The 17,821-nt window shown below is 49.9% G+C and carries 19 protein-coding genes; 11 read left to right on the top strand and 8 right to left on the bottom strand.

Annotation, left to right across the window (positions count from 1 at the left end; all coding sequences use genetic code 11):
• Nucleotides 1–55 precede the first annotated feature (55 nt).
• Nucleotides 56–601, top strand: a complete 546-nt coding sequence (locus HV314_RS13350; protein WP_071697150.1) for a recombinase family protein — start codon at nucleotides 56–58, stop codon at nucleotides 599–601.
• On the opposite strand, the gene HV314_RS13355 is transcribed toward HV314_RS13350, so the two are convergent.
• Nucleotides 598–1,386: a hypothetical protein gene (locus tag HV314_RS13355; protein WP_071697151.1), complete on the bottom strand. Its 789-nt coding sequence runs from the start codon at nucleotides 1,384–1,386 to the stop codon at nucleotides 598–600. The genes HV314_RS13350 and HV314_RS13355 overlap by 4 nt on opposite strands.
• Before the next feature lie 430 nt (nucleotides 1,387–1,816).
• On the opposite strand from HV314_RS13355, the gene HV314_RS13360 reads away from it, so the two are divergent.
• Nucleotides 1,817–2,737 (top strand): hypothetical protein, encoded by a 921-nt coding sequence (locus HV314_RS13360; protein WP_174770287.1) that lies wholly within the window; start codon nucleotides 1,817–1,819, stop codon nucleotides 2,735–2,737.
• 39 nt (nucleotides 2,738–2,776) lie between these two features.
• On the opposite strand, the gene HV314_RS13365 is transcribed toward HV314_RS13360, so the two are convergent.
• Entirely contained in the window at nucleotides 2,777–3,559 is a 783-nt protein-coding gene (locus HV314_RS13365; protein ID WP_181545801.1) for a tyrosine-type recombinase/integrase, read from the bottom strand.
• A 26-nt stretch (nucleotides 3,560–3,585) separates the two neighbouring features.
• Between HV314_RS13365 and tnpA the strand changes: the two genes are divergently transcribed.
• Genes tnpA through tnpC form a run of 3 tightly spaced genes read left to right on the top strand, consistent with a single transcriptional unit; the run spans nucleotide 3,586 to nucleotide 5,898 of the window.
• A complete protein-coding gene (tnpA, locus tag HV314_RS13370; RefSeq protein ID WP_001201739.1) occupies nucleotides 3,586–3,969 on the top strand; it encodes an IS66-like element accessory protein TnpA in 384 nt (127 codons plus the stop codon).
• Nucleotides 3,966–4,313 carry an IS66 family insertion sequence element accessory protein TnpB gene (gene tnpB / locus HV314_RS13375; RefSeq protein ID WP_000609174.1) on the top strand — a complete coding sequence of 116 codons (348 nt, stop codon included), beginning with the start codon at nucleotides 3,966–3,968 and terminating at the stop codon, nucleotides 4,311–4,313. The genes tnpA and tnpB overlap by 4 nt, the downstream gene beginning before the upstream one ends.
• A gap of 49 nt (nucleotides 4,314–4,362) precedes the next feature.
• Nucleotides 4,363–5,898: an IS66 family transposase gene (gene tnpC / locus HV314_RS13380; RefSeq protein ID WP_001000409.1), complete on the top strand. Its 1,536-nt coding sequence runs from the start codon at nucleotides 4,363–4,365 to the stop codon at nucleotides 5,896–5,898.
• A gap of 37 nt (nucleotides 5,899–5,935) precedes the next feature.
• Here the strand turns inward: tnpC and HV314_RS13385 are convergent, their stop codons facing one another.
• Nucleotides 5,936–6,406: a hypothetical protein gene (locus HV314_RS13385; protein WP_181545803.1), complete on the bottom strand. Its 471-nt coding sequence runs from the start codon at nucleotides 6,404–6,406 to the stop codon at nucleotides 5,936–5,938.
• Nucleotides 6,407–6,449: 43 nt separating this feature from the next.
• Here HV314_RS13385 and HV314_RS13390 point away from each other — a divergent pair, with 43 nt between their 5' ends.
• From HV314_RS13390 to HV314_RS13400, 3 genes are all read left to right on the top strand, one after another.
• Entirely contained in the window at nucleotides 6,450–7,937 is a 1,488-nt protein-coding gene (locus tag HV314_RS13390; RefSeq protein ID WP_181545805.1) for a carboxypeptidase M32, read from the top strand.
• A gap of 138 nt (nucleotides 7,938–8,075) precedes the next feature.
• Nucleotides 8,076–8,396 (top strand): acid resistance repetitive basic protein Asr, encoded by a 321-nt coding sequence (gene asr / locus HV314_RS13395; protein WP_181545807.1) that lies wholly within the window; start codon nucleotides 8,076–8,078, stop codon nucleotides 8,394–8,396.
• 270 nt (nucleotides 8,397–8,666) lie between these two features.
• Nucleotides 8,667–9,488: a trypsin-like serine peptidase gene (locus HV314_RS13400; protein ID WP_016153036.1), complete on the top strand. Its 822-nt coding sequence runs from the start codon at nucleotides 8,667–8,669 to the stop codon at nucleotides 9,486–9,488.
• 34 nt (nucleotides 9,489–9,522) lie between these two features.
• On the opposite strand, the gene mdtI is transcribed toward HV314_RS13400, so the two are convergent.
• The 3 genes from mdtI to HV314_RS27615 form a co-directional block, all read right to left on the bottom strand.
• The gene (gene mdtI / locus HV314_RS13405; protein ID WP_046276327.1) at nucleotides 9,523–9,852 is read right to left on the bottom strand and encodes a multidrug/spermidine efflux SMR transporter subunit MdtI; all 330 of its coding nucleotides are present in this window, start codon (nucleotides 9,850–9,852) and stop codon (nucleotides 9,523–9,525) included.
• Nucleotides 9,839–10,204 carry a multidrug/spermidine efflux SMR transporter subunit MdtJ gene (mdtJ, locus tag HV314_RS13410; RefSeq protein WP_161623250.1) on the bottom strand — a complete coding sequence of 122 codons (366 nt, stop codon included), beginning with the start codon at nucleotides 10,202–10,204 and terminating at the stop codon, nucleotides 9,839–9,841. Before mdtJ ends, mdtI begins: the two co-directional genes overlap by 14 nt.
• A gap of 107 nt (nucleotides 10,205–10,311) precedes the next feature.
• The gene (locus HV314_RS27615) at nucleotides 10,312–10,482 is read right to left on the bottom strand and encodes a protein YdgV (RefSeq protein ID WP_085951052.1); all 171 of its coding nucleotides are present in this window, start codon (nucleotides 10,480–10,482) and stop codon (nucleotides 10,312–10,314) included.
• A gap of 138 nt (nucleotides 10,483–10,620) precedes the next feature.
• Between HV314_RS27615 and HV314_RS13415 the strand changes: the two genes are divergently transcribed.
• Nucleotides 10,621–11,655 carry an AI-2E family transporter gene (locus HV314_RS13415; protein ID WP_065554464.1) on the top strand — a complete coding sequence of 345 codons (1,035 nt, stop codon included), beginning with the start codon at nucleotides 10,621–10,623 and terminating at the stop codon, nucleotides 11,653–11,655.
• A 123-nt stretch (nucleotides 11,656–11,778) separates the two neighbouring features.
• Here the strand turns inward: HV314_RS13415 and pntB are convergent, their stop codons facing one another.
• Both pntB and pntA read right to left on the bottom strand, forming a co-directional pair.
• A complete protein-coding gene (gene pntB, locus HV314_RS13420) occupies nucleotides 11,779–13,167 on the bottom strand; it encodes a Re/Si-specific NAD(P)(+) transhydrogenase subunit beta (protein ID WP_016153031.1) in 1,389 nt (462 codons plus the stop codon).
• 10 nt (nucleotides 13,168–13,177) lie between these two features.
• Complete coding sequence (gene pntA, locus HV314_RS13425; protein WP_029139532.1) at nucleotides 13,178–14,707, bottom strand: Re/Si-specific NAD(P)(+) transhydrogenase subunit alpha; 1,530 nt, start codon at nucleotides 14,705–14,707, stop codon at nucleotides 13,178–13,180.
• Between the two features lie 525 nt (nucleotides 14,708–15,232).
• Here pntA and ydgH point away from each other — a divergent pair.
• Nucleotides 15,233–16,177: a DUF1471 family protein YdgH gene (ydgH, locus tag HV314_RS13430; protein ID WP_181545809.1), complete on the top strand. Its 945-nt coding sequence runs from the start codon at nucleotides 15,233–15,235 to the stop codon at nucleotides 16,175–16,177.
• A 244-nt stretch (nucleotides 16,178–16,421) separates the two neighbouring features.
• The gene (locus HV314_RS13435) at nucleotides 16,422–17,804 is read left to right on the top strand and encodes an amino acid permease (protein ID WP_016153028.1); all 1,383 of its coding nucleotides are present in this window, start codon (nucleotides 16,422–16,424) and stop codon (nucleotides 17,802–17,804) included.
• The last annotated feature ends 17 nt before the right edge of the window (nucleotides 17,805–17,821 follow it).

The following is a 17,821-nucleotide window of genomic DNA, read 5'->3' on the forward strand; positions in this document are numbered from 1 at the left end:
CTTTATCGGTACGATATACTCAATCCATCAAATGAGTAAGACAAATGAGTGCATCATGGGCAACATTGGCTATATTCGAGTTTCATCAGTACAGCAAATTACAGACCGTCAACTTGAAGGGGTCACACTGGATAAGGAATTCATTGACAAGGCATCTGGAAAGAATACAGACCGCCCACAACTAAAGGCTATGCTCGACTATGTTCGTGAAGGTGACGTTATCCATGTACACGACCTGTCACGTTTAGGGCGTTCTACCGTGGATGTATTAACGCTGGTGGATAAACTCTCACAGAAAGGTATCAAGGTTCACTTCCACAAAGAGGGTCTGATAACTGGTGACGATAACCCCACGTCTAAGATGATTCTCACAATCTTTTCAGCAGTGGCTGAAGCTGAACGTAAAATGATGCTTGAGCGTCAAAGAGAAGGTTATGAAGCCGCTAAAGCTGCTGGTCGTGTAGTTGGAAGGGGTAACGGTAAAGCGGTTGACAGAGAAGGTATTAAAGCTGCTCTTGCTGCTGGTGGCTCAATTGCTAAGGTTGCTGCACAATTCAACGTTGCTAAGTCAACTGTGCAGCGTATTAAGACCGAGGATTAAGGACGACCACCTGACAATCTGAATGAGTCTGAGAGCGTGCCATTTCCGCTCAAGCCTTTTTCTTTCTGCCTTTCCCTGACCGTCTTTAGAGATGCAGCCAGAGCATCTTTCGCAACAATATGCGAAATGCTCTTTTTAAAGTCTGCAATGGAAGTACTGTTATCTACTCTTACAAAACCATCAATAGCTACAATCAACTCAGCAGCTTTATCCACCCATTGCCAGTACTCTTCAACAACATCTTCAGTTAACCGTCTGGCTCCTTCAATCGTTTGATTATTAATAGCAATATCTCTTCTAATGCCTTCAAGTTCTCTTCTAAGTTCATCAGCCTGACGTTTTAAGGCATCTGTCTGCTCTTTTTCTTTAGCAATATCCGTATCCGCTTTAGCCTGAGCAAGCTTCTCAGCATTCAACGCTTCAACCTTCTTCTCAGCGGTTTCTTGCTGCATACTGTATTCAGCCAGTAATGATGCCTTAACTCCTTCACGCTCCTTTGTTTCTAACCACCGCTTTGTCCTGGTAATCCAGTAATTGGCATAAGGGGAGATGATAGCAAGTATTCCACCCACCAACACAGGTGCCATTAAAGACCAACCATCAAGACCTTCACCACTTGTGATTTGTTCTATGCGGGTAGTCACTGATGACTTACTCATGAACAGGATAGCTAAGTTTTGCCAGTTAAAGCCACACCATGAAAGAGCTATGTAACCCCATAAAGGATTTTTCAGACGCTCTTTAACAACATCTTTCACGGAATCTGTGATTGACTCATCACTCATTTAAAAATCTCCCTTTAGCTTTGTATGCCGATTTTATAACTAACTGAATGATTTAGGGAGTGAATTTTATGGCAGCAATTGCTATATAGACCTGTATATAGCGCTTTTCTAGGGGGCGAGAGAGGCATGACTGACACGATACCGTTTAACCTGACAGATTACGTGCGAATTATCATTATATTTCAATAAGTTATACAGAATAAAGACTGTGTAGGGGCTGGTAAGACACTGCATAGATATCGCAATAAACCACCTGAAAACCTATAAATACAACCTTAAAATGAATATTCATTCACCTGATAATACCTGTTATTTACAGGCCAGATTTTTTATATATAACCTAATGATTCATAACAGTTATCTGCTGGATATAACATATGAAATTTACTAAGATAATGCGCACATGGTTTCAACAGGAGGTTCAATAGATATGAAAGAGGTTATCTACAACATATTTTGTTTTTGTCCTGATGGGATTCATATCACACATGCAGGAATAGTGCCCCATGAATATGATGGTAGTGATGCACAAAAATTGGATTTTTTACAACGAAACTTAGATATTGACTTAGCTTCTTGTCGTTTATTTTATGATATACATCCATCTGTCCTAGAGGACAACAAATTGACACTTGCAAGATATAATGCGAATTTGCGATTTGGTAATTCTTTTGCTCCTTTTGAGTTAGCTTTAGAAGCTCTAAATGCACCAGCTAGCCCTTTAGCTATTGTCACGCAAGTTGTAAAAGGTAAGTTACAATATGATATTCAGCTATCAATTTCAGAGCAGTTAAGGAATAGACACACCCCTAACTATCACATTGAAGGTGTAAAAGACCTACCTGACTACCTTGATAACTATATGAAAGATGATGGTTTTTATATTAAAAAGCTACTCAATGATGACCACATGGAACCAATAAAACTCCTGTTTAATAAAAAACATTACTTATCAAGCTTCAAATTACTGATGTCTTTCATTGATACCATTGCTTACATTGAATTTGGAAATAAAAAAAGAGTCTTTCAAGATTGGCTTGATACATACTCAGATATACAAAGCCTTGGAGTAACTTCTGATGAATTATATGAATTAAGGAATTCATTGCTTCACATGACTAACCTAAACTCACACAAAGTTACTCAAGGGAAAGAAAGACGTCTTAGCATTGCTGTATGTAAAAGAGGTCACCCAACTCAATATTATGATAATATAGTTTATATAAATTATACTGATTTTTTATTCCTTTTCGATGAAGCTGTTGACAAATGGGTTGATAGTTATAATGGTAGTAATAAGCAACTCACCTTCATTGAAAGATATGATGAAGTTGTCAGGGATAATTACTAACAATATTTGGGGCTAACAGCCCCTCATCCTTGGCTGGTTCTAGTTCATTACAGCGGCCTTGTTCAAAGCCAACAGCATCTGTTTTAGTGGCTGTCTGGTCTTGTAAACACGGTCTGAGGTCGTTTTATGAGCATGCCCAAGAATGCTATATCGTACCGAATCAGCTACATCACAGTCTCTAAGTCTGTTTGACAGGCTATACCGGAAATCATGTGAACTATGCTCAATACCAATTTGCTTAAACGCAAATGCTATACGACTTCCTGCTGCATTGTTTTTAGTCCATCCTAATCTTGGTTTGGTATCCCATATCCCCATCTGAAGAAGTGCTTCACTTATTGGTATGTCTCGAATAGAGGTTTCATTTTTGACCTGCTTACCATCTTCTGTGTTGATGCTTATACACTTAATACCATCAACAATACGGAAATCTTCGGGACGTAACTGGATTGCCTCCCCTATTCTCATTCCTGTATTCCATAGTATGGCTAAAAGCCACTTTAGGTCTTCATAACCCTTCACATAATCAGTCTTCATCACCTTCTCATATTCTGAAGGAGTTATCTCTGTCTTATGATTAATGCTTGTGACCTTAGAGTAAGTCATCCCTTTAACAGGATTTGCTGTTAAGTAATCCCTCTTATCTATGCAGAAATTGAACAACGCCTGTAGTTTTATCAGGGCATCCTGTCGGCTTCTTGGTGCTTGGTAGCGTTCATCAAGAAATCGCTTAAAGTCTGCTATGTGCTGCTTAGTAACATCTTCGTAAGCGTCGTCTGAGTACCGTCTGGTCCCGAATCCAGGATCCTGTAACTTAAGCACCCACTTATTTTGCAGGTGGACACCTCATGCGCGCTAAAGAAAGACTTCCCCGGAAACACTATTCCCCTGAATTCAAAATGGAACTGGTCAGGCTGGCTCTTGAAGAAGAAGGCAGTATTGCCGCACTGGCCCGGAAACATGACGTCAATGATAACCTGCTCTTTAAATGGATAAGGCTCTGGCAGCGTGAAGGGCGGGTCTGTCGGCCCCGAAAAAACTCATCGTCGCTTCCTGCCCTGATACCCGTGCAGCTTCAGGCGGGCTCTTCTCTCCCAACCTTCGAACTACCATCCTGCTCTCCTCCCGCTACCTGCCACATAAAATGTCGGGGAGGAGAAATAACACTGACTCATCCCTCTGCTGAACTCATGAGCACTGTCCTGCGCGAACTGATGCGGGGGCCGGTATGATAAATCTTCCCGCAGGCACAAAAATCTGGCTGGTTGCCGGTATCACCGATATGCGCAACGGCTTCAATGGCCTCGCCGCAAAGGTGCAGACCGCGCTGAAAGATGACCCGATGTCCGGCCACGTCTTCATCTTCCGGGGACGCAGCGGCAGTCAGGTAAAACTGCTCTGGTCCACCGGCGATGGTCTGTGCCTGCTGACAAAGCGACTGGAACGTGGTCGCTTCGCCTGGCCCTCAGCCCGCGATGGCAAAGTGTTCCTGACGCCGGCGCAACTGGCGATGCTGATGGAAGGTATCGACTGGCGACAGCCAAAGCGGTTACTGACATCCCTGACCATGTTGTAGCGCTCTTTATCCTGGTTGTCGCAGAATAAGCCTGGTAAAATACAGGCTTATGAACGATACCTCTTCTGACGACATCCTTCTGCTGAAACAGCGCCTGGCCGAACAGGAAGCGTTGATCCACGCCCTGCAGGAAAAGCTGAGCAACCGGGAACGCGAAATAGACCATCTGCAGGCGCAACTGGATAAGCTGCGCCGGATGAACTTCGGCAGTCGTTCCGAAAAGGTATCCCGCCGTATCGCGCAAATGGAAGCTGACCTGAACCTGCTGCAGCAGGAAAGCGATACGCTGACCGGCCGGGTGGATGACCCGGCAGTGCAGCGCCCGCTGCGTCAGACCCGCACCCGCAAACCGTTCCCTGAGTCACTCCCACGGGATGAGAAGCGGCTGCTGCCGACTGAGCCGTGTTGCCCGGAGTGCGGTGGTTCGCTGAGTTACCTGGGTGAGGATGCCGCCGAACAGCTGGAGCTGATGCGCAGCGCCTTCCGGGTTATCCGGACAGTCCGTGAAAAGCATGCCTGCCGTCGGTGCGATCGCATCGTTCAGGCCCCGGCTCCTTCGCGCCCCATCGAACGGGGGATCGCCGGACCGGGGCTGCTGGCCCGAGTGCTGACCTCAAAGTATGCAGAGCACACACCGCTGTATCGCCAGTCGGAGATCTATGCCCGCCAGGGTGTAGTGTTGAGTCGTTCTGTACTGTCGGGCTGGGTGGATGCGTGTTGTCGTCTGCTGGCACCGCTGGATGAAGCCCTTCAGCACTATGTCCTGACCGACGGCAAACTCCATGCTGACGATACGCCTGTCCCGGTGCTGTTGCCGGGCAATAAGAAGACGAAGACCGGGCGCTTATGGACGTACGTTCGAGACGACCGCAACGCCGGATCAGCGCTGGCCCCCGCAGTGTGGTTCGCTTACAGCCCGGACAGAAAAGGTATCCACCCTCAGACCCATCTTGCAGGCTTCAGTGGCGTACTGCAGGCTGATGCCTACGCCGGGTTCAACGAGCTCTACCGCGACGGCCATATAAAGGAAGCCGCGTGCTGGGCCCATGCCCGCCGAAAAATCCACGATGTTCACGTCCGTACCCCGTCAGTCCTGACGGAGGAGGCGCTGAAACGGATCGGCGAGCTGTATGCCATCGAGTCGGAGATCAGAGGTAAAAGAGCAGAGGAACGGCAGGCAGTCCGGCACCAAAAAGTGCTGCCGCTGCTGGCGTCACTGGAGGGGTGGCTGCGGGAGAAACAGAAAACCCTCTCAAGGCACTCAGAACTGGCGAAGGCGTTCGGGTATGCGCTGAACCAGTGGCCGGCGCTGATCCGCTATGCAGAAGATGGCTGGGTGGAGGTGGATAATAACATTGCCGAAAACGCCCTACGACGGGTCAGTCTGGGGAGAAAAAACTGGCTGTTCTTCGGCTCGGATCATGGTGGTGAGCGCGGTGCGTCACTGTACAGTCTTATCGGGACGTGCAAATTAAACGGCGTGGATCCGGAACGCTATCTGCATTATGTACTTGATGTCATCGCCGACTGGCCTGTGAACCGGGTGGGTGCTCTGCTCCCGTGGCGGGTTACTCTGCCTGCCTGACCAGCTTCACTTCGTCAATACGGTTCTCACTGCACGCTTACACATCTTCAACATTTTTTATTGAATGTCTTTTAGCCCATTCGATGAATAAGTTAACGCTTCGTCGATTTAGCTTCTCTGTCCGTAACTTCCAATCAGCACGATTATCTTCACACCATTCTTCCAGAACCTCACTGACAGGATGCACAGCTTTCTCGTATACGGTGGTTAACGGCATCGTAGACATATCTGAACCACCTTCCAAGACCATCAACAAAGCATCATCAACCAAACGGTCACGATATGACTTAAGGGCGTTTCTTAAGCTCTCAAATGGAAGAGAAAGCTCTTTGAATCTTACATACTGAATGGTCAACTTTTGTGCTCTAAATTTTGCAATCTCTGGTAGTCGAGTCCTAAGACTTACCGACAATGTTCGATTGCTAAGTTTTTTCCTCCAGAGGTAGCCATCTTTCTGAGAGTAGCTAAGATGGGTGCATGAAAAGTGCATGAATCGTGTATGAATCACGGTAAACTCCTTGAAACATACCCAACTAACGAGAAGAAGAACTATGCAGAAAAACCTTTCTTATCAGGCACTCACCCGCGCGTTCCAGCGGCTCTCTCGCTTCTCCCACCTCTCGGCTATCGCCAGTTGGGACATGTTTACCATGATGCCATCTGGCGGCAGCAAAGCTCGCGGCGAAGCACTGGCCGAGCTGAGCGTGCTTGAGCACCAGTTGTTAACCGACCCGAAGGTGGCAACGTGGATCGCCGCAGCCCAACAGGAAGACCTTAACGATGTTGAGCAGGCCAACCTGCGCGAAATGTCGCGACTGCATCATCAGGCATCCTTACTACCTGAATCGTTGGTAGAAGCGAAATCACTCGCGGGTAGCCGCTGCGAGCATGCCTGGCGCAGCCAGCGACCAGCGAATGACTGGGAGGGATTTTCCGAAAACCTGAAAGAGGTCGTGAAGCACAGTCGTGAAGAAGCCCGGCTGCGTGCGGAAGCCACAGGCTGTTCGCCTTATGACGCGCTACTGGACATATTCGAACCAGGGATGACCAGTGCCCAATTGGATGTCCTGTTTGCAGACGTTAAAAGCTGGTTACCGGATCTGCTCAACAAGGTGGTGGTAAAGCAGTCTCAGCAGTCGCTCATCGCCCCGGTTGGTCCTTTCCCAACCGCAATCCAGCGAGAGTTGGGTCTTGAAACGATGGCGCAGTTGGGATTCGATTTTACGGCTGGTCGACTGGATATCAGTGCGCACCCCTTCTGTGGTGGCGTACCTGAAGATGTACGTATCACCACCCGCTATGATGAAAACGAATTACTTAGCGCGCTGTTTGGCGTGATCCATGAAACCGGTCACGCCCGCTACGAGCAAAATCTGCCGCACAGTTGGTCAGGGCAACCTATCGCACTGGCACGCTCAACCGCTATTCATGAGTCCCAGAGTCTGTTCTTTGAGATGCAACTGGGGCGCAGTAAAGCATTTCTGACGCGGTTAATTCCTGCTGTGACGCGCCACTTTGGCGATCAGGCTGCGTTTGAAGAAAGCAATTTCATCGCCTGGAACCAGCAGGTTAAACCCGGTTTTATCCGTGTTGATGCCGACGAGGTGAGCTATCCTGCTCACGTTATCCTGCGTTATGAAATCGAACGCGCGCTCATTAATGGCGATATTGAAGTGGATGATATCCCGGCATTGTGGAATGAGAAAATGCAGTCCTGGCTGGGGCTGTCAACCATCGGCAACTATCGTAACGGTTGTATGCAGGATATTCACTGGACCGATGGCGGCTTTGGCTACTTCCCTTCTTATACTTTAGGCGCCATGTATGCGGCGCAGTTATTCAGTGCCGCTAACCGCGCATTGCCTGATTTAGAGCAGTCTATTGCGCAAGGTGAGTTTGGTGCCCTGTTTGACTGGTTACGTCAGAATATCTGGCAGCATGGCAGCCGTTTCACCACTGAACAGCTTATTACCCAGGCCACCGGAGAGCCGCTCAGCAGCCGTTATTTCCGCGCTCATCTGGAAGCCCGCTATTTGTAATCTCATACCGTGAGTCATTGTACATATCGTTACACGCCGAAACCAATGACTCACGGAAGCCCTGTGATTACAGCGATATAGTTATTTCAACGGCCCCGCAGTGGGGTTGAATGAAAAAACCAAATCGAGGGTATGAGAATGAAAAAAGTATTAGCTCTGGTTGTTGCCGCTGCTATGGGTCTGTCTTCTGCTGCATTTGCTGCTGAAACAACTGCTACCACCGCTCCGGCTGCTGCTGCAACCACCAAAGCAGCTCCGGCAAAAACCACTCATCATAAAAAACAGCACAAAGCAGCGTCGCAGAAAGCGCAGGCTACCAAGAAACACGCTAAAAAATCCACCACAAAACCGGCTGTAGAACAGAAAGCGCCAGAGCAGAAAGCGCAGGCAGCTAAGAAACACACCAAAAAAGCCGTAAAACACGACACCGCTAAACCCGCTGCTCAACCAGCTGCATAACACATTTGTAGTTACTATGGCGTCCCCCACGCCATAGCATACGGCGCTAAATCAACCTGATTTAGCGCCGCCTTTTGGAGGGTAAAATGGTGTCACATTATCGCTTTGAGTTCATTCTTATTACCCTGATAATTTGCGCCCTCATTGCCATGCATTTTTATCTTTCCTGAGTGTAGTTATCTGATTTTACTCCCACTTTCCCGCCGTCCCGTCTATAGTATTAACTGAGGGTTTGCTGTTAAAAATCATAATTCCCCACCAGAGTGTGATATGCATAAAACCATTGCTGTGTTACTGGGTTCAATTTGTTTACTTCCTGTCGTTGCGCATGCGGACCAGCCTGCAACGGCCAGCGCTGAAGCAGAAAACGTAAAAACGCTGTTTTTTGGTCATGACGATCGCATAAAAGTGACTGACCCAACGCAATCTCCTTGGGACGCTATCGGGCAACTGGAAACCGCCAGCGGTAACCTGTGTACCGCCACGCTCATTTCACCACGACTGGCACTGACTGCCGGACACTGCTTACTCACCCCCCCGAAAGGCAAGCCGGATAAAGCCGTGGCATTACGCTTCGTGTCGAAAAAGGGTGTCTGGCGCTACGAGATCCACGGCATTGAAGGACGGGTTGATCCCTCGCTCGGAAAACGTTTAAAAGCCGATGGCGATGGCTGGATTGTGCCGCCTTCCGCGGCCCCGTGGGATTTTGGTCTGGTGGTGCTGCGTTACCCACCTTCTGGCATCACACCGCTGCCATTATTTGAAGGTGATAAAGCGGCATTAACCGCGGCGCTGAAAACCGCAGATCGTAAAGTTACGCAGTCGGGTTACCCGGAAGATCATCTCGATGACTTGTACACGCATCAGGATTGCGTGGTGACCGGTTGGGCGCAGAATACCGTCTTGTCGCACCAGTGCGACACACTCCCGGGCGACAGCGGTTCGCCATTGATGTTGAAGACAGATACTGGCTGGCAGTTGATTGGTGTACAAAGCTCCGCTCCGGCGGCGAAAGATCGCTGGCGGGCCGATAATCGCGCCATATCCGTGACCGGTTTTCGCGATAAGCTGGATGAGTTGGCGAAGGAATAACTTATGCTGCCCGTAGTAACGGGCAGCACTGAGATCAGGCAAGTTTAATCATCACCATTCCGGCAAGCAGCAGCGCCAAACCGATCCAGCCTTTATGATTCAGGCGCTGACCAAACAATACCCAACCTGCCGCTAACGTCGCGGCAATCCCGAAGCCGCCCCACAAGGCGTAGGCAACAGAAAGGTCGATACCTTTTACCGCCTGGGACAGCGCGCTAAAGGCCGCTAACACGGCTACCAGCGACAGCACGCCATAAGTCTTGCGGCGAAACCCATCTGAAAATTTCAAAAAGACGTTAGCGACGATTTCGAGCACAATGGCTATGCCAAGCCATGCGCCGTGAACCCACTCAAACTGCTGCATGGCTCACCTCTCTGCCCGCCTTTGTCGGTTTTCGTGTACCGGATTTAATCAGCACAATACCTAACACCAGCGAGACCAGTCCAGCCACCTTCATCGTGGACAAGGTTTCGTCAAATAACAGCACGCTGAACAGCGTAATAAATAAAATACCGATACCTTCCCATAAGGCATAGGCCACACCAAGGGCAATTTTTTTAACGGCAAAACTGAGAAAAATATACGATAAGGCAATCATTACCAGCATTAAAATAAAGCCCGAATTACCATGGCCGACGCTTGCCCATTTCATTGACAGCGTACCAGTAATTTCAGCCGCGATGGCCAGACCTAATAATATCCAGTAAAACATAATGCTTCTCCTGCTTGAGAATATAGTCCTTTGGGCCTACTGCATGCAGTAAACCAAAAAATAAAATTAGTTAGCTCAGCGCACAGCGCCAGCTCAGGCAGAAGAAGGGACTAAAGCGCGTTGCGCCAGTGTTGCTCACCCGCAAGCAAGAAAGTGGAGGAGGTACGAAGAAGTGAAGGTAAACGCAAAAACATCCTGAACATATTGTCCATAATATTACAATTATCCGCAGTGTTGCTTCTCATCATCGCGGATGATAATTGTCCTCGGTAGTTAAACACAGATGATTTGTACCATAGCTTCAATGCGAACTCAAAGTCTTTTCACTTCTTTACCTGCCCCATTTGATTTTTGTTATAACGGCTCGACGCAAATCACATTATTATTCAGATTCAAAAATGAAAAATGCAGGAATACACATGGCGAAACCGATCATCACGCTTAACGGCCTAAAAATAGTCATTATGCTGGGCATGCTGGTTATCATCCTGAGCGGCATCCGCGTTGCCGCAGATATCATCGTCCCATTTATTCTGGCGTTATTTATTGCCGTCGTGCTTAACCCCGTGGTGCAGCGGATGGTCAAACTTCGCATACCGCGCGTAATAGCGGTATCATTGCTCATTGTTATTATTGTAATGCTAATGGTGTTGCTATTAGCGTATTTAGGTACATCCTTAAATGAGCTTGCACGAACGCTGCCGCAGTATCGCTCTTCACTGGTTATCCCACTCAAAAACCTTGAGCCGTGGTTACAGCGCGTAGGGATCGGCGTTTCCGTGGATGAACTCGTCAAATATATCGACCCGAACGCGGCAATGACGCTGGTGACCAATTTACTGGCGCAGTTGTCTAATGCCATGTCATCGATATTTTTATTGCTGTTGACGGTGGTTTTTATGCTGCTGGAAGTACCGCAGTTACCCAACAAACTCAAACAAATGATGAGTCGTCCCATTGAGGGAATGGCGGCGATTCAACGCGCCATCGACAGCGTATCCCACTATCTGGTGCTCAAAACGGCGATCAGCATTGTGACCGGGCTGGTAGCCTGGGGCATGCTCGCCGCACTCGACGTGCGTTTCGCCTTTGTCTGGGGACTGCTGGCGTTTGCGCTCAACTATATTCCTAATATCGGTTCGGTGCTGGCCGCCATTCCCCCTATTGCTCAGGTGCTGGTATTTAGCGGCCTTTATGACGCCCTGGTGGTTTTCGCAGGTTATCTGGTCATTAACCTGGTGTTCGGGAATATCCTCGAACCACGGATCATGGGGCGTGGACTTGGGTTGTCTACGCTGGTGGTGTTTCTGTCGTTAATCTTCTGGGGCTGGTTACTGGGGCCTGTCGGGATGCTGCTTTCTGTACCGCTGACCATCATCGTGAAAATCGCGCTTGAGCAAACCAACGGTGGTCAAAGCATTGCCGTGTTGCTGAGCGATCTCAATAAAGAGTGAATATACACGGCGTTTTACGGTGATTAGACGGTTAAAACCGTATGGGTTTATGAGTGGTAATCATGAATAGCGGAGTATTAAAAAAACGGCCTCCGCAGAGGCCGTCTTAGTTTGCGCTGACGATTACAGCGCTTTCAGGATCGCATCCACGCTGGCTTTGGCATCGCCAAACAGCATATGGGTGTTTTCTTTAAAGAACAGCGGGTTCTGCACGCCAGCATAGCCGGTGTTCATAGAACGTTTGAACACGATAACGTTCTGCGCTTTCCATACTTCCAGCACCGGCATACCGGCGATTGGGCTACGCGGATCGTCCTGCGCCGCCGGGTTTACCGTATCGTTGGCGCCAATCACCAGCACGGTATCGGTATCGGCGAAATCATCATTGATTTCATCCATTTCCAGCACGATGTCATAGGGTACTTTGGCTTCCGCCAGCAGCACGTTCATATGACCTGGCAAGCGCCCTGCTACCGGGTGAATACCAAAGCGTACCTTGATGCCGCGGGCGCGCAGTTTCTCGGTGATTTCAGCGACCGGATATTGCGCCTGTGCCACGGCCATGCCATAGCCCGGGGTGATTATCACGGAGTGCGAGTTCTTCAGCATTTCTGCCGTGTCTTCCGCATTAATCTCACGATGCTCACCGACTTCTTCATCAGACCCCGTAGAAGAACCGTCAGAACCAAAGCCACCGGCAATCACGCTGATAAACGAACGGTTCATCGCCTTACACATGATGTAAGACAGGATCGCACCGGAAGAACCAACCAGCGCACCGGTGACGATCAGCAGATCGTTGCTGAGCATAAAGCCCGCCGCCGCCGCCGCCCATCCTGAATAGGAGTTAAGCATTGAAACGACGACCGGCATATCCGCACCGCCGATGGACGCCACCAGATGCCAGCCAAAGGCTAACGCAATAATGGTCATCACCAGCAGCGCCAGAACCTGCAGGCCCACGCTTTCGGTACGAACAAACACCACCAGCAACAGGAAAGAAACAACCAGCGCCGCCAGGTTCATTTTGTGACGATTCGGCAGCATCAGCGGTTTAGAAGAGATCTTACCGCGCAGTTTGCCAAACGCCACCACGGAACCGGTAAAGGTCACCGCACCGATGAAGATACCAAGGAACACTTCCGTCAGGTGAATGTTCACCAGAATCGGTTCCAGGCCCGTGTCGTGATACAGGTAGCTGTTGAAACCCACCAGTACCGCCGCCAGACCGACGAAGCTGTGCAGAATCGCCACCAGCTCCGGCATCTCGGTCATCTCGACTTTCTTCGCCAGACGAATACCAATCGCGCCGCCGATGATCATCGCCACTAGGATCCACGCAACGTTGCCGGTCTCCGGGCCAAAAATCGTGGCAATCAGCGCAATCGCCATCCCGGCGATACCGTAGTTGTTACCCTGTTGAGAGGTTTCGTGTTTCGAAAGCCCCGCCAGGCTGAAAATAAACAGGATCGCGGCAACAATGTATGCAGCTGTAACTAATCCTCCAGACATATGTTACCCCTTAGTTTTTCCGGAACATTTTCAGCATGCGCTGAGTCACGGTGAAGCCACCGAAAATATTAATGCTGGCAATAAGCACCGCGATAAAGCTCAGGAAACTCACCCAGCCACCCTGGCCAATTTGCAATAACGCCCCGACAACGATGATCCCGGAGATAGCGTTCGTCACGGACATCAGCGGAGTGTGTAGTGCGTGCGACACATTCCAGACCACGTAGTAACCCACTACACAGGAAAGCGCGAACACCGTAAAGTGCCCCAGGAACTCTTTCGGCGCGACATCAGCAAGCCAGCCAAACAGTATGACGACCAGTGCCATCAACGCATATTTGCGCCACGGTGAGGCCGGTTTTTTCTCTTCTTTCGGCGCGGGCGCGGCTTTTGGCGCAGCCTGCGGCTGAGCTGAAACCTGGATCGGCGGCGCAGGCCAGGTGATTTCACCCTCGCGAACCACCGTAACGCCACGTACGACTACGTCGTCAAAATCGACGGTGATATTGCCGTCTTTCTCTTTGCACAACAGCTTGAGCAGGTTAACGAGGTTCGTGCCATAAAGCTGGGAAGACTGCGTCGGCAGTCGGCCTGGCAGATCGGTATAACCGATAACCTTCACCCCGTTCTCGGTGGTGGTCACCTGGTTAGGCACGGTATATTCGCAGTTACCGCCGTTTTGCGCGGCGAGATCGACAATCACGCTGCCCGCCTTCATCGAATCGACCATTTCACGGGTGATCAGTTTCGGTGCCGGTTTGCCCGGAATCAACGCGGTGGTAACGATAATATCAACGTCTTTCGCCTGCGCGGCGAAGAGCGCCATTTCGGCTTTGATGAACGCTTCGGACATCACCTTGGCGTAACCGTCGCCGCTGCCGGCCTCTTCTTTAAAGTCCAGTTCGAGGAACTCAGCGCCCATACTCTGAACTTGTTCTTTCACTTCCGGACGGGTGTCAAAAGCACGAACGATAGCGCCCAGGCTGTTTGCCGCACCGATAGCTGCCAGACCAGCTACACCCGCACCAATCACCATGACCTTGGCAGGTGGAACCTTGCCCGCGGCGGTGATCTGGCCGGTGAAGAAGCGGCCAAATTCATGAGCGGCTTCAACAATGGCACGATACCCGGCGATATTCGCCATCGAGCTTAAGGCATCAAGCGACTGCGCGCGCGAAATACGCGGCACGGAGTCCATCGCCATAACCGTCACGTTGCGCTCTGCCAGCTTCTGCAACAGCTCAGGGTTTTGCGCGGGCCAAAGAAAACTCACCAGCGTCGTGCCCGGGTTGAGCAACGGGATTTCCGCCTCTTCCGGCGCGTTGACCTTCAGGATGATCTCTGACTGCCAGACGGCATTTCCGTCAACAATTTCTGCGCCTGCTTGTACAAACGCCTTATCGTCAAAACTTGCCAGTTGACCTGCACCGCTTTCAACCGCGACGCTGAAACCCAACTTAAGCAGCTGCTCAACCGTCTTCGGCGTAGCTGCGACGCGGGTTTCATTGGTTAACCGTTCTCTTGGTATGCCAATTCGCATAATGTTCCCTTCCATCTGTATTTGTGATGATGGTTTATCAATGTTCGCACGAGGCATGCGCGCACTCTCGAAAGAGGTCAGTGTTACCCCAATAAAATAAAACAGTAACAAACTCTGTATAACCTACTGAAAATGACGCCTGTGATCTAGCGCCAAAAAACAGTATTTATTATGAAATTCGCGAAATAGAGATGAATCGGACCGCTGGCAGATAAAATACCCTAAAAATAGTCCACAAAGGCCGATAATTCGCTCAAGCGAAGCGGCAAAACATGATTACGTGCCTGCCAAAAACAATTGATTAACATTAAATTAACTTATGAAATTCAACTGCTTTATCAGTTTTGGTCGCCAAACGCCGAAATTTTCGACATATCACAAAATGTTATCTGTGTTGTTACGTCACGTGGCACGATGAGTGAAAAATGACGCAGACACTGACACAATTTAAATGCAATAATCAGCGACGTTTCTAGTCAATAACAATACCAGTACCTGGTTTGCGCAAGGCGAAGGATTATTTTTATGAAGCTTAAGAACACTCTCCTGGCGTCCGCACTTATTTCTGCGACTGCTTTTTCTGTAAATGCAGCAACAGAATTGACGCCGGAGCAAGCGGCTGCCCTGAAACCCTATGACCGCATTGTGGTTACCGGTCGTTTTAATGCTATCGGTGACGCGGTGACCGCCGTATCACGCCGTGCAGATAAAGACGGTGCAGCCTCCTTTTATGTTGTTGATACCTCAGATTTTGGCAGCGGCGGTAACTGGCGCGTTGTAGCCGACATCTATAAAGCCGATGCTGAAAAAGCGGAAGCGTCCAAAAACCGTGTCATTAACGGCGTGATGGAATTACCGAAAGATCAGGCCGTTCTGATAGAACCATTCGATACCGTTACGGTGCAGGGTTTCTACCGCAGCCAGCCTGAAGTGAACGATGCCATCACCAAAGCAGCGAAAGAGAAAGGCGCTTACTCCTTCTACATCGTGCGCCAGGTCGATGCCAACCAGGGCGGCAACCAGCGTATTACCGCATTCATCTATAAAGCTGATGCGAAAAAACGCGTAGTACAAAGCCCTGATGCGATCCCAGCAGATTCAGATGCCGGACGTGCCGCATTAGCCGCCGGTGGCGAAGCCGCGAAGAAAGTTGAGATCCCAGGCGTTGCGACTACCGCGTCTCCGAGCGCTGAAGTCGGTCGTTTCTTCGAAACGCAATCCACCAAAGGTGGGCGTTACACTGTCACGCTGTCGGATGGAACCAAAGTTGAAGAACTGAACAAAGCAACCGCCGCTATGATGGTGCCGTTCGACAGCATCAAGTTCACCGGTAACTATGGCAACATGACTGAAATCTCTTACCAGGTTGCCAAACGCGCAGCGAAGAAAGGCGCTAAGTATTATCACATCACCCGCCAGTGGTCTGAACGTGGTAATAACATGACCATCAGCGCTGACCTGTATAAGTAATACTCAATACCTTATCAGGTCTACAGCCTTGTAGACCTGATAATTTCCCGCCATCCTCCCCTCTGGCAAAACAAAAACAGCAGTATTAAGACTACTTTTCACACTATTAGTCACAAATCTCTCTATCCCCATTGCATGCGTTCTCTTCTCTCCGTAAAATCCCGCGCCTTAGTGGCTTTCACCATTTTTATGCGGTTTGCCAAAATAATTATTCTCTCACTCTCGTTTTTGTCACTGGATACAAATGGAAAAGAAATTGGGTCTGAGCGCACTCACCGCGCTGGTTTTAAGCTCAATGCTCGGCGCTGGTGTTTTCAGCCTGCCACAAAATATGGCGGCGGTAGCAAGCCCGGCTGCATTACTGATTGGTTGGGCGATTACCGGTGCGGGTATCCTTTTGCTCGCCTTTGCCATGCTGATTCTGACGCGTATCCGTCCTGAACTGGATGGCGGCATATTTACCTATGCACGTGAAGGTTTCGGTGAGCTGATTGGCTTTTGCTCCGCGTGGGGATATTGGCTGTGTGCTGTTATCGCTAACGTTTCGTATCTGGTGATTGTTTTCTCTGCGCTCAGCTTCTTTACCGACACGCCGGAGTTACGTCTGTTTGGCGATGGTAATACCTGGCAGTCGATTGTTGGCGCATCGGTGCTGTTGTGGGTGGTCCATTTTCTGGTGCTGCGTGGTGTGCAAACAGCAGCCAGTATTAACCTGGTGGCGACGCTGGCGAAATTACTGCCGCTTGGTCTGTTTATCGTGCTGGCGTTTATGCTGTTTAAGCTCGACACCTTTACCCTCGATTTTACCGGCGTAGCGTTGGGCGTTCCCGTCTGGGAGCAGGTAAAAAACACCATGCTCATCACCCTGTGGGTTTTCATCGGTGTGGAAGGCGCGGTGGTGGTTTCAGCTCGTGCCAGAAACAAACGCGACGTCGGACGCGCTACGCTGCTGGCGGTACTCGCCGCGCTGGGCGTTTACCTGCTTGTCACCCTGCTGTCTCTGGGCGTTGTCGCGCGTCCCGAACTGGCGGAGATCCGCAACCCGTCAATGGCCGGTCTGATGGTGAAAATGATGGGGCCATGGGGTGAAATTATTATTGCCGCAGGTCTGATTGTCTCCGTGTGCGGTGCTTATTTAAGCTGGACGATTATGGCGGCGGAAGTGCCGTTCCTCGCCTCCACGCACAAAGCGTTTCCACGCATTTTTGCGCGGCAGAACGCGCAAGGCGCGCCATCGGCGTCGCTGTGGCTGACCAACATCTGCGTACAGATTTGCCTGGTGCTGATCTGGCTCACAGGCTCCGACTACAATACGTTATTAACCATCGCCTCAGAAATGATTCTGGTGCCCTATTTACTGGTCGGCGCATTTCTGCTGAAAATTGCCACTCGTCCAATTCATAAGGCTGTCGGTATCGGAGCGAGTATTTATGGCATATGGTTATTGTATGCGTCAGGTCCGATGCACCTGCTGCTGTCTGTGGTGCTGTATGCGCCAGGGCTGCTGGTCTTCCTTTATGCCCGTAAAACACACGCGCATGAAAACGTATTAAAACGCCAGGAAATGGCGCTGATCGGCCTGCTGCTAGTTGCTGCTGTTCCGGCGACCTGGATGTTGATGGGGTAACATTGTCCCCATCGTTC

The organism is Citrobacter sp. RHBSTW-00887 (assembly GCF_013728095.1).
Classification (GTDB): domain Bacteria; phylum Pseudomonadota; class Gammaproteobacteria; order Enterobacterales; family Enterobacteriaceae; genus Citrobacter; species Citrobacter braakii.

Excerpts from the sequence above, each read along its gene's own strand:
- HV314_RS13415 (WP_065554464.1), top strand. The coding sequence starts at position 10,621 with ATGGCGAAACCGATCATCACGCTTAACGGCCTAAAAATAGTCATTATG.
- tnpB (WP_000609174.1), top strand. The coding sequence starts at position 3,966 with ATGATAAATCTTCCCGCAGGCACAAAAATCTGGCTGGTTGCCGGTATC.
- mdtI (WP_046276327.1), bottom strand. The coding sequence starts at position 9,852 with ATGCAGCAGTTTGAGTGGGTTCACGGCGCATGGCTTGGCATAGCCATT.
- HV314_RS13355 (WP_071697151.1), bottom strand. The coding sequence starts at position 1,386 with ATGAGTGATGAGTCAATCACAGATTCCGTGAAAGATGTTGTTAAAGAG.
- HV314_RS13435 (WP_016153028.1), top strand. The coding sequence starts at position 16,422 with ATGGAAAAGAAATTGGGTCTGAGCGCACTCACCGCGCTGGTTTTAAGC.
- HV314_RS13400 (WP_016153036.1), top strand. The coding sequence starts at position 8,667 with ATGCATAAAACCATTGCTGTGTTACTGGGTTCAATTTGTTTACTTCCT.
- HV314_RS13350 (WP_071697150.1), top strand. The coding sequence starts at position 56 with ATGGGCAACATTGGCTATATTCGAGTTTCATCAGTACAGCAAATTACA.
- tnpA (WP_001201739.1), top strand. The coding sequence starts at position 3,586 with ATGCGCGCTAAAGAAAGACTTCCCCGGAAACACTATTCCCCTGAATTC.
- pntA (WP_029139532.1), bottom strand. The coding sequence starts at position 14,707 with ATGCGAATTGGCATACCAAGAGAACGGTTAACCAATGAAACCCGCGTC.
- pntB (WP_016153031.1), bottom strand. The coding sequence starts at position 13,167 with ATGTCTGGAGGATTAGTTACAGCTGCATACATTGTTGCCGCGATCCTG.
- HV314_RS13390 (WP_181545805.1), top strand. The coding sequence starts at position 6,450 with ATGCAGAAAAACCTTTCTTATCAGGCACTCACCCGCGCGTTCCAGCGG.
- asr (WP_181545807.1), top strand. The coding sequence starts at position 8,076 with ATGAAAAAAGTATTAGCTCTGGTTGTTGCCGCTGCTATGGGTCTGTCT.
- HV314_RS13360 (WP_174770287.1), top strand. The coding sequence starts at position 1,817 with ATGAAAGAGGTTATCTACAACATATTTTGTTTTTGTCCTGATGGGATT.
- tnpC (WP_001000409.1), top strand. The coding sequence starts at position 4,363 with ATGAACGATACCTCTTCTGACGACATCCTTCTGCTGAAACAGCGCCTG.
- ydgH (WP_181545809.1), top strand. The coding sequence starts at position 15,233 with ATGAAGCTTAAGAACACTCTCCTGGCGTCCGCACTTATTTCTGCGACT.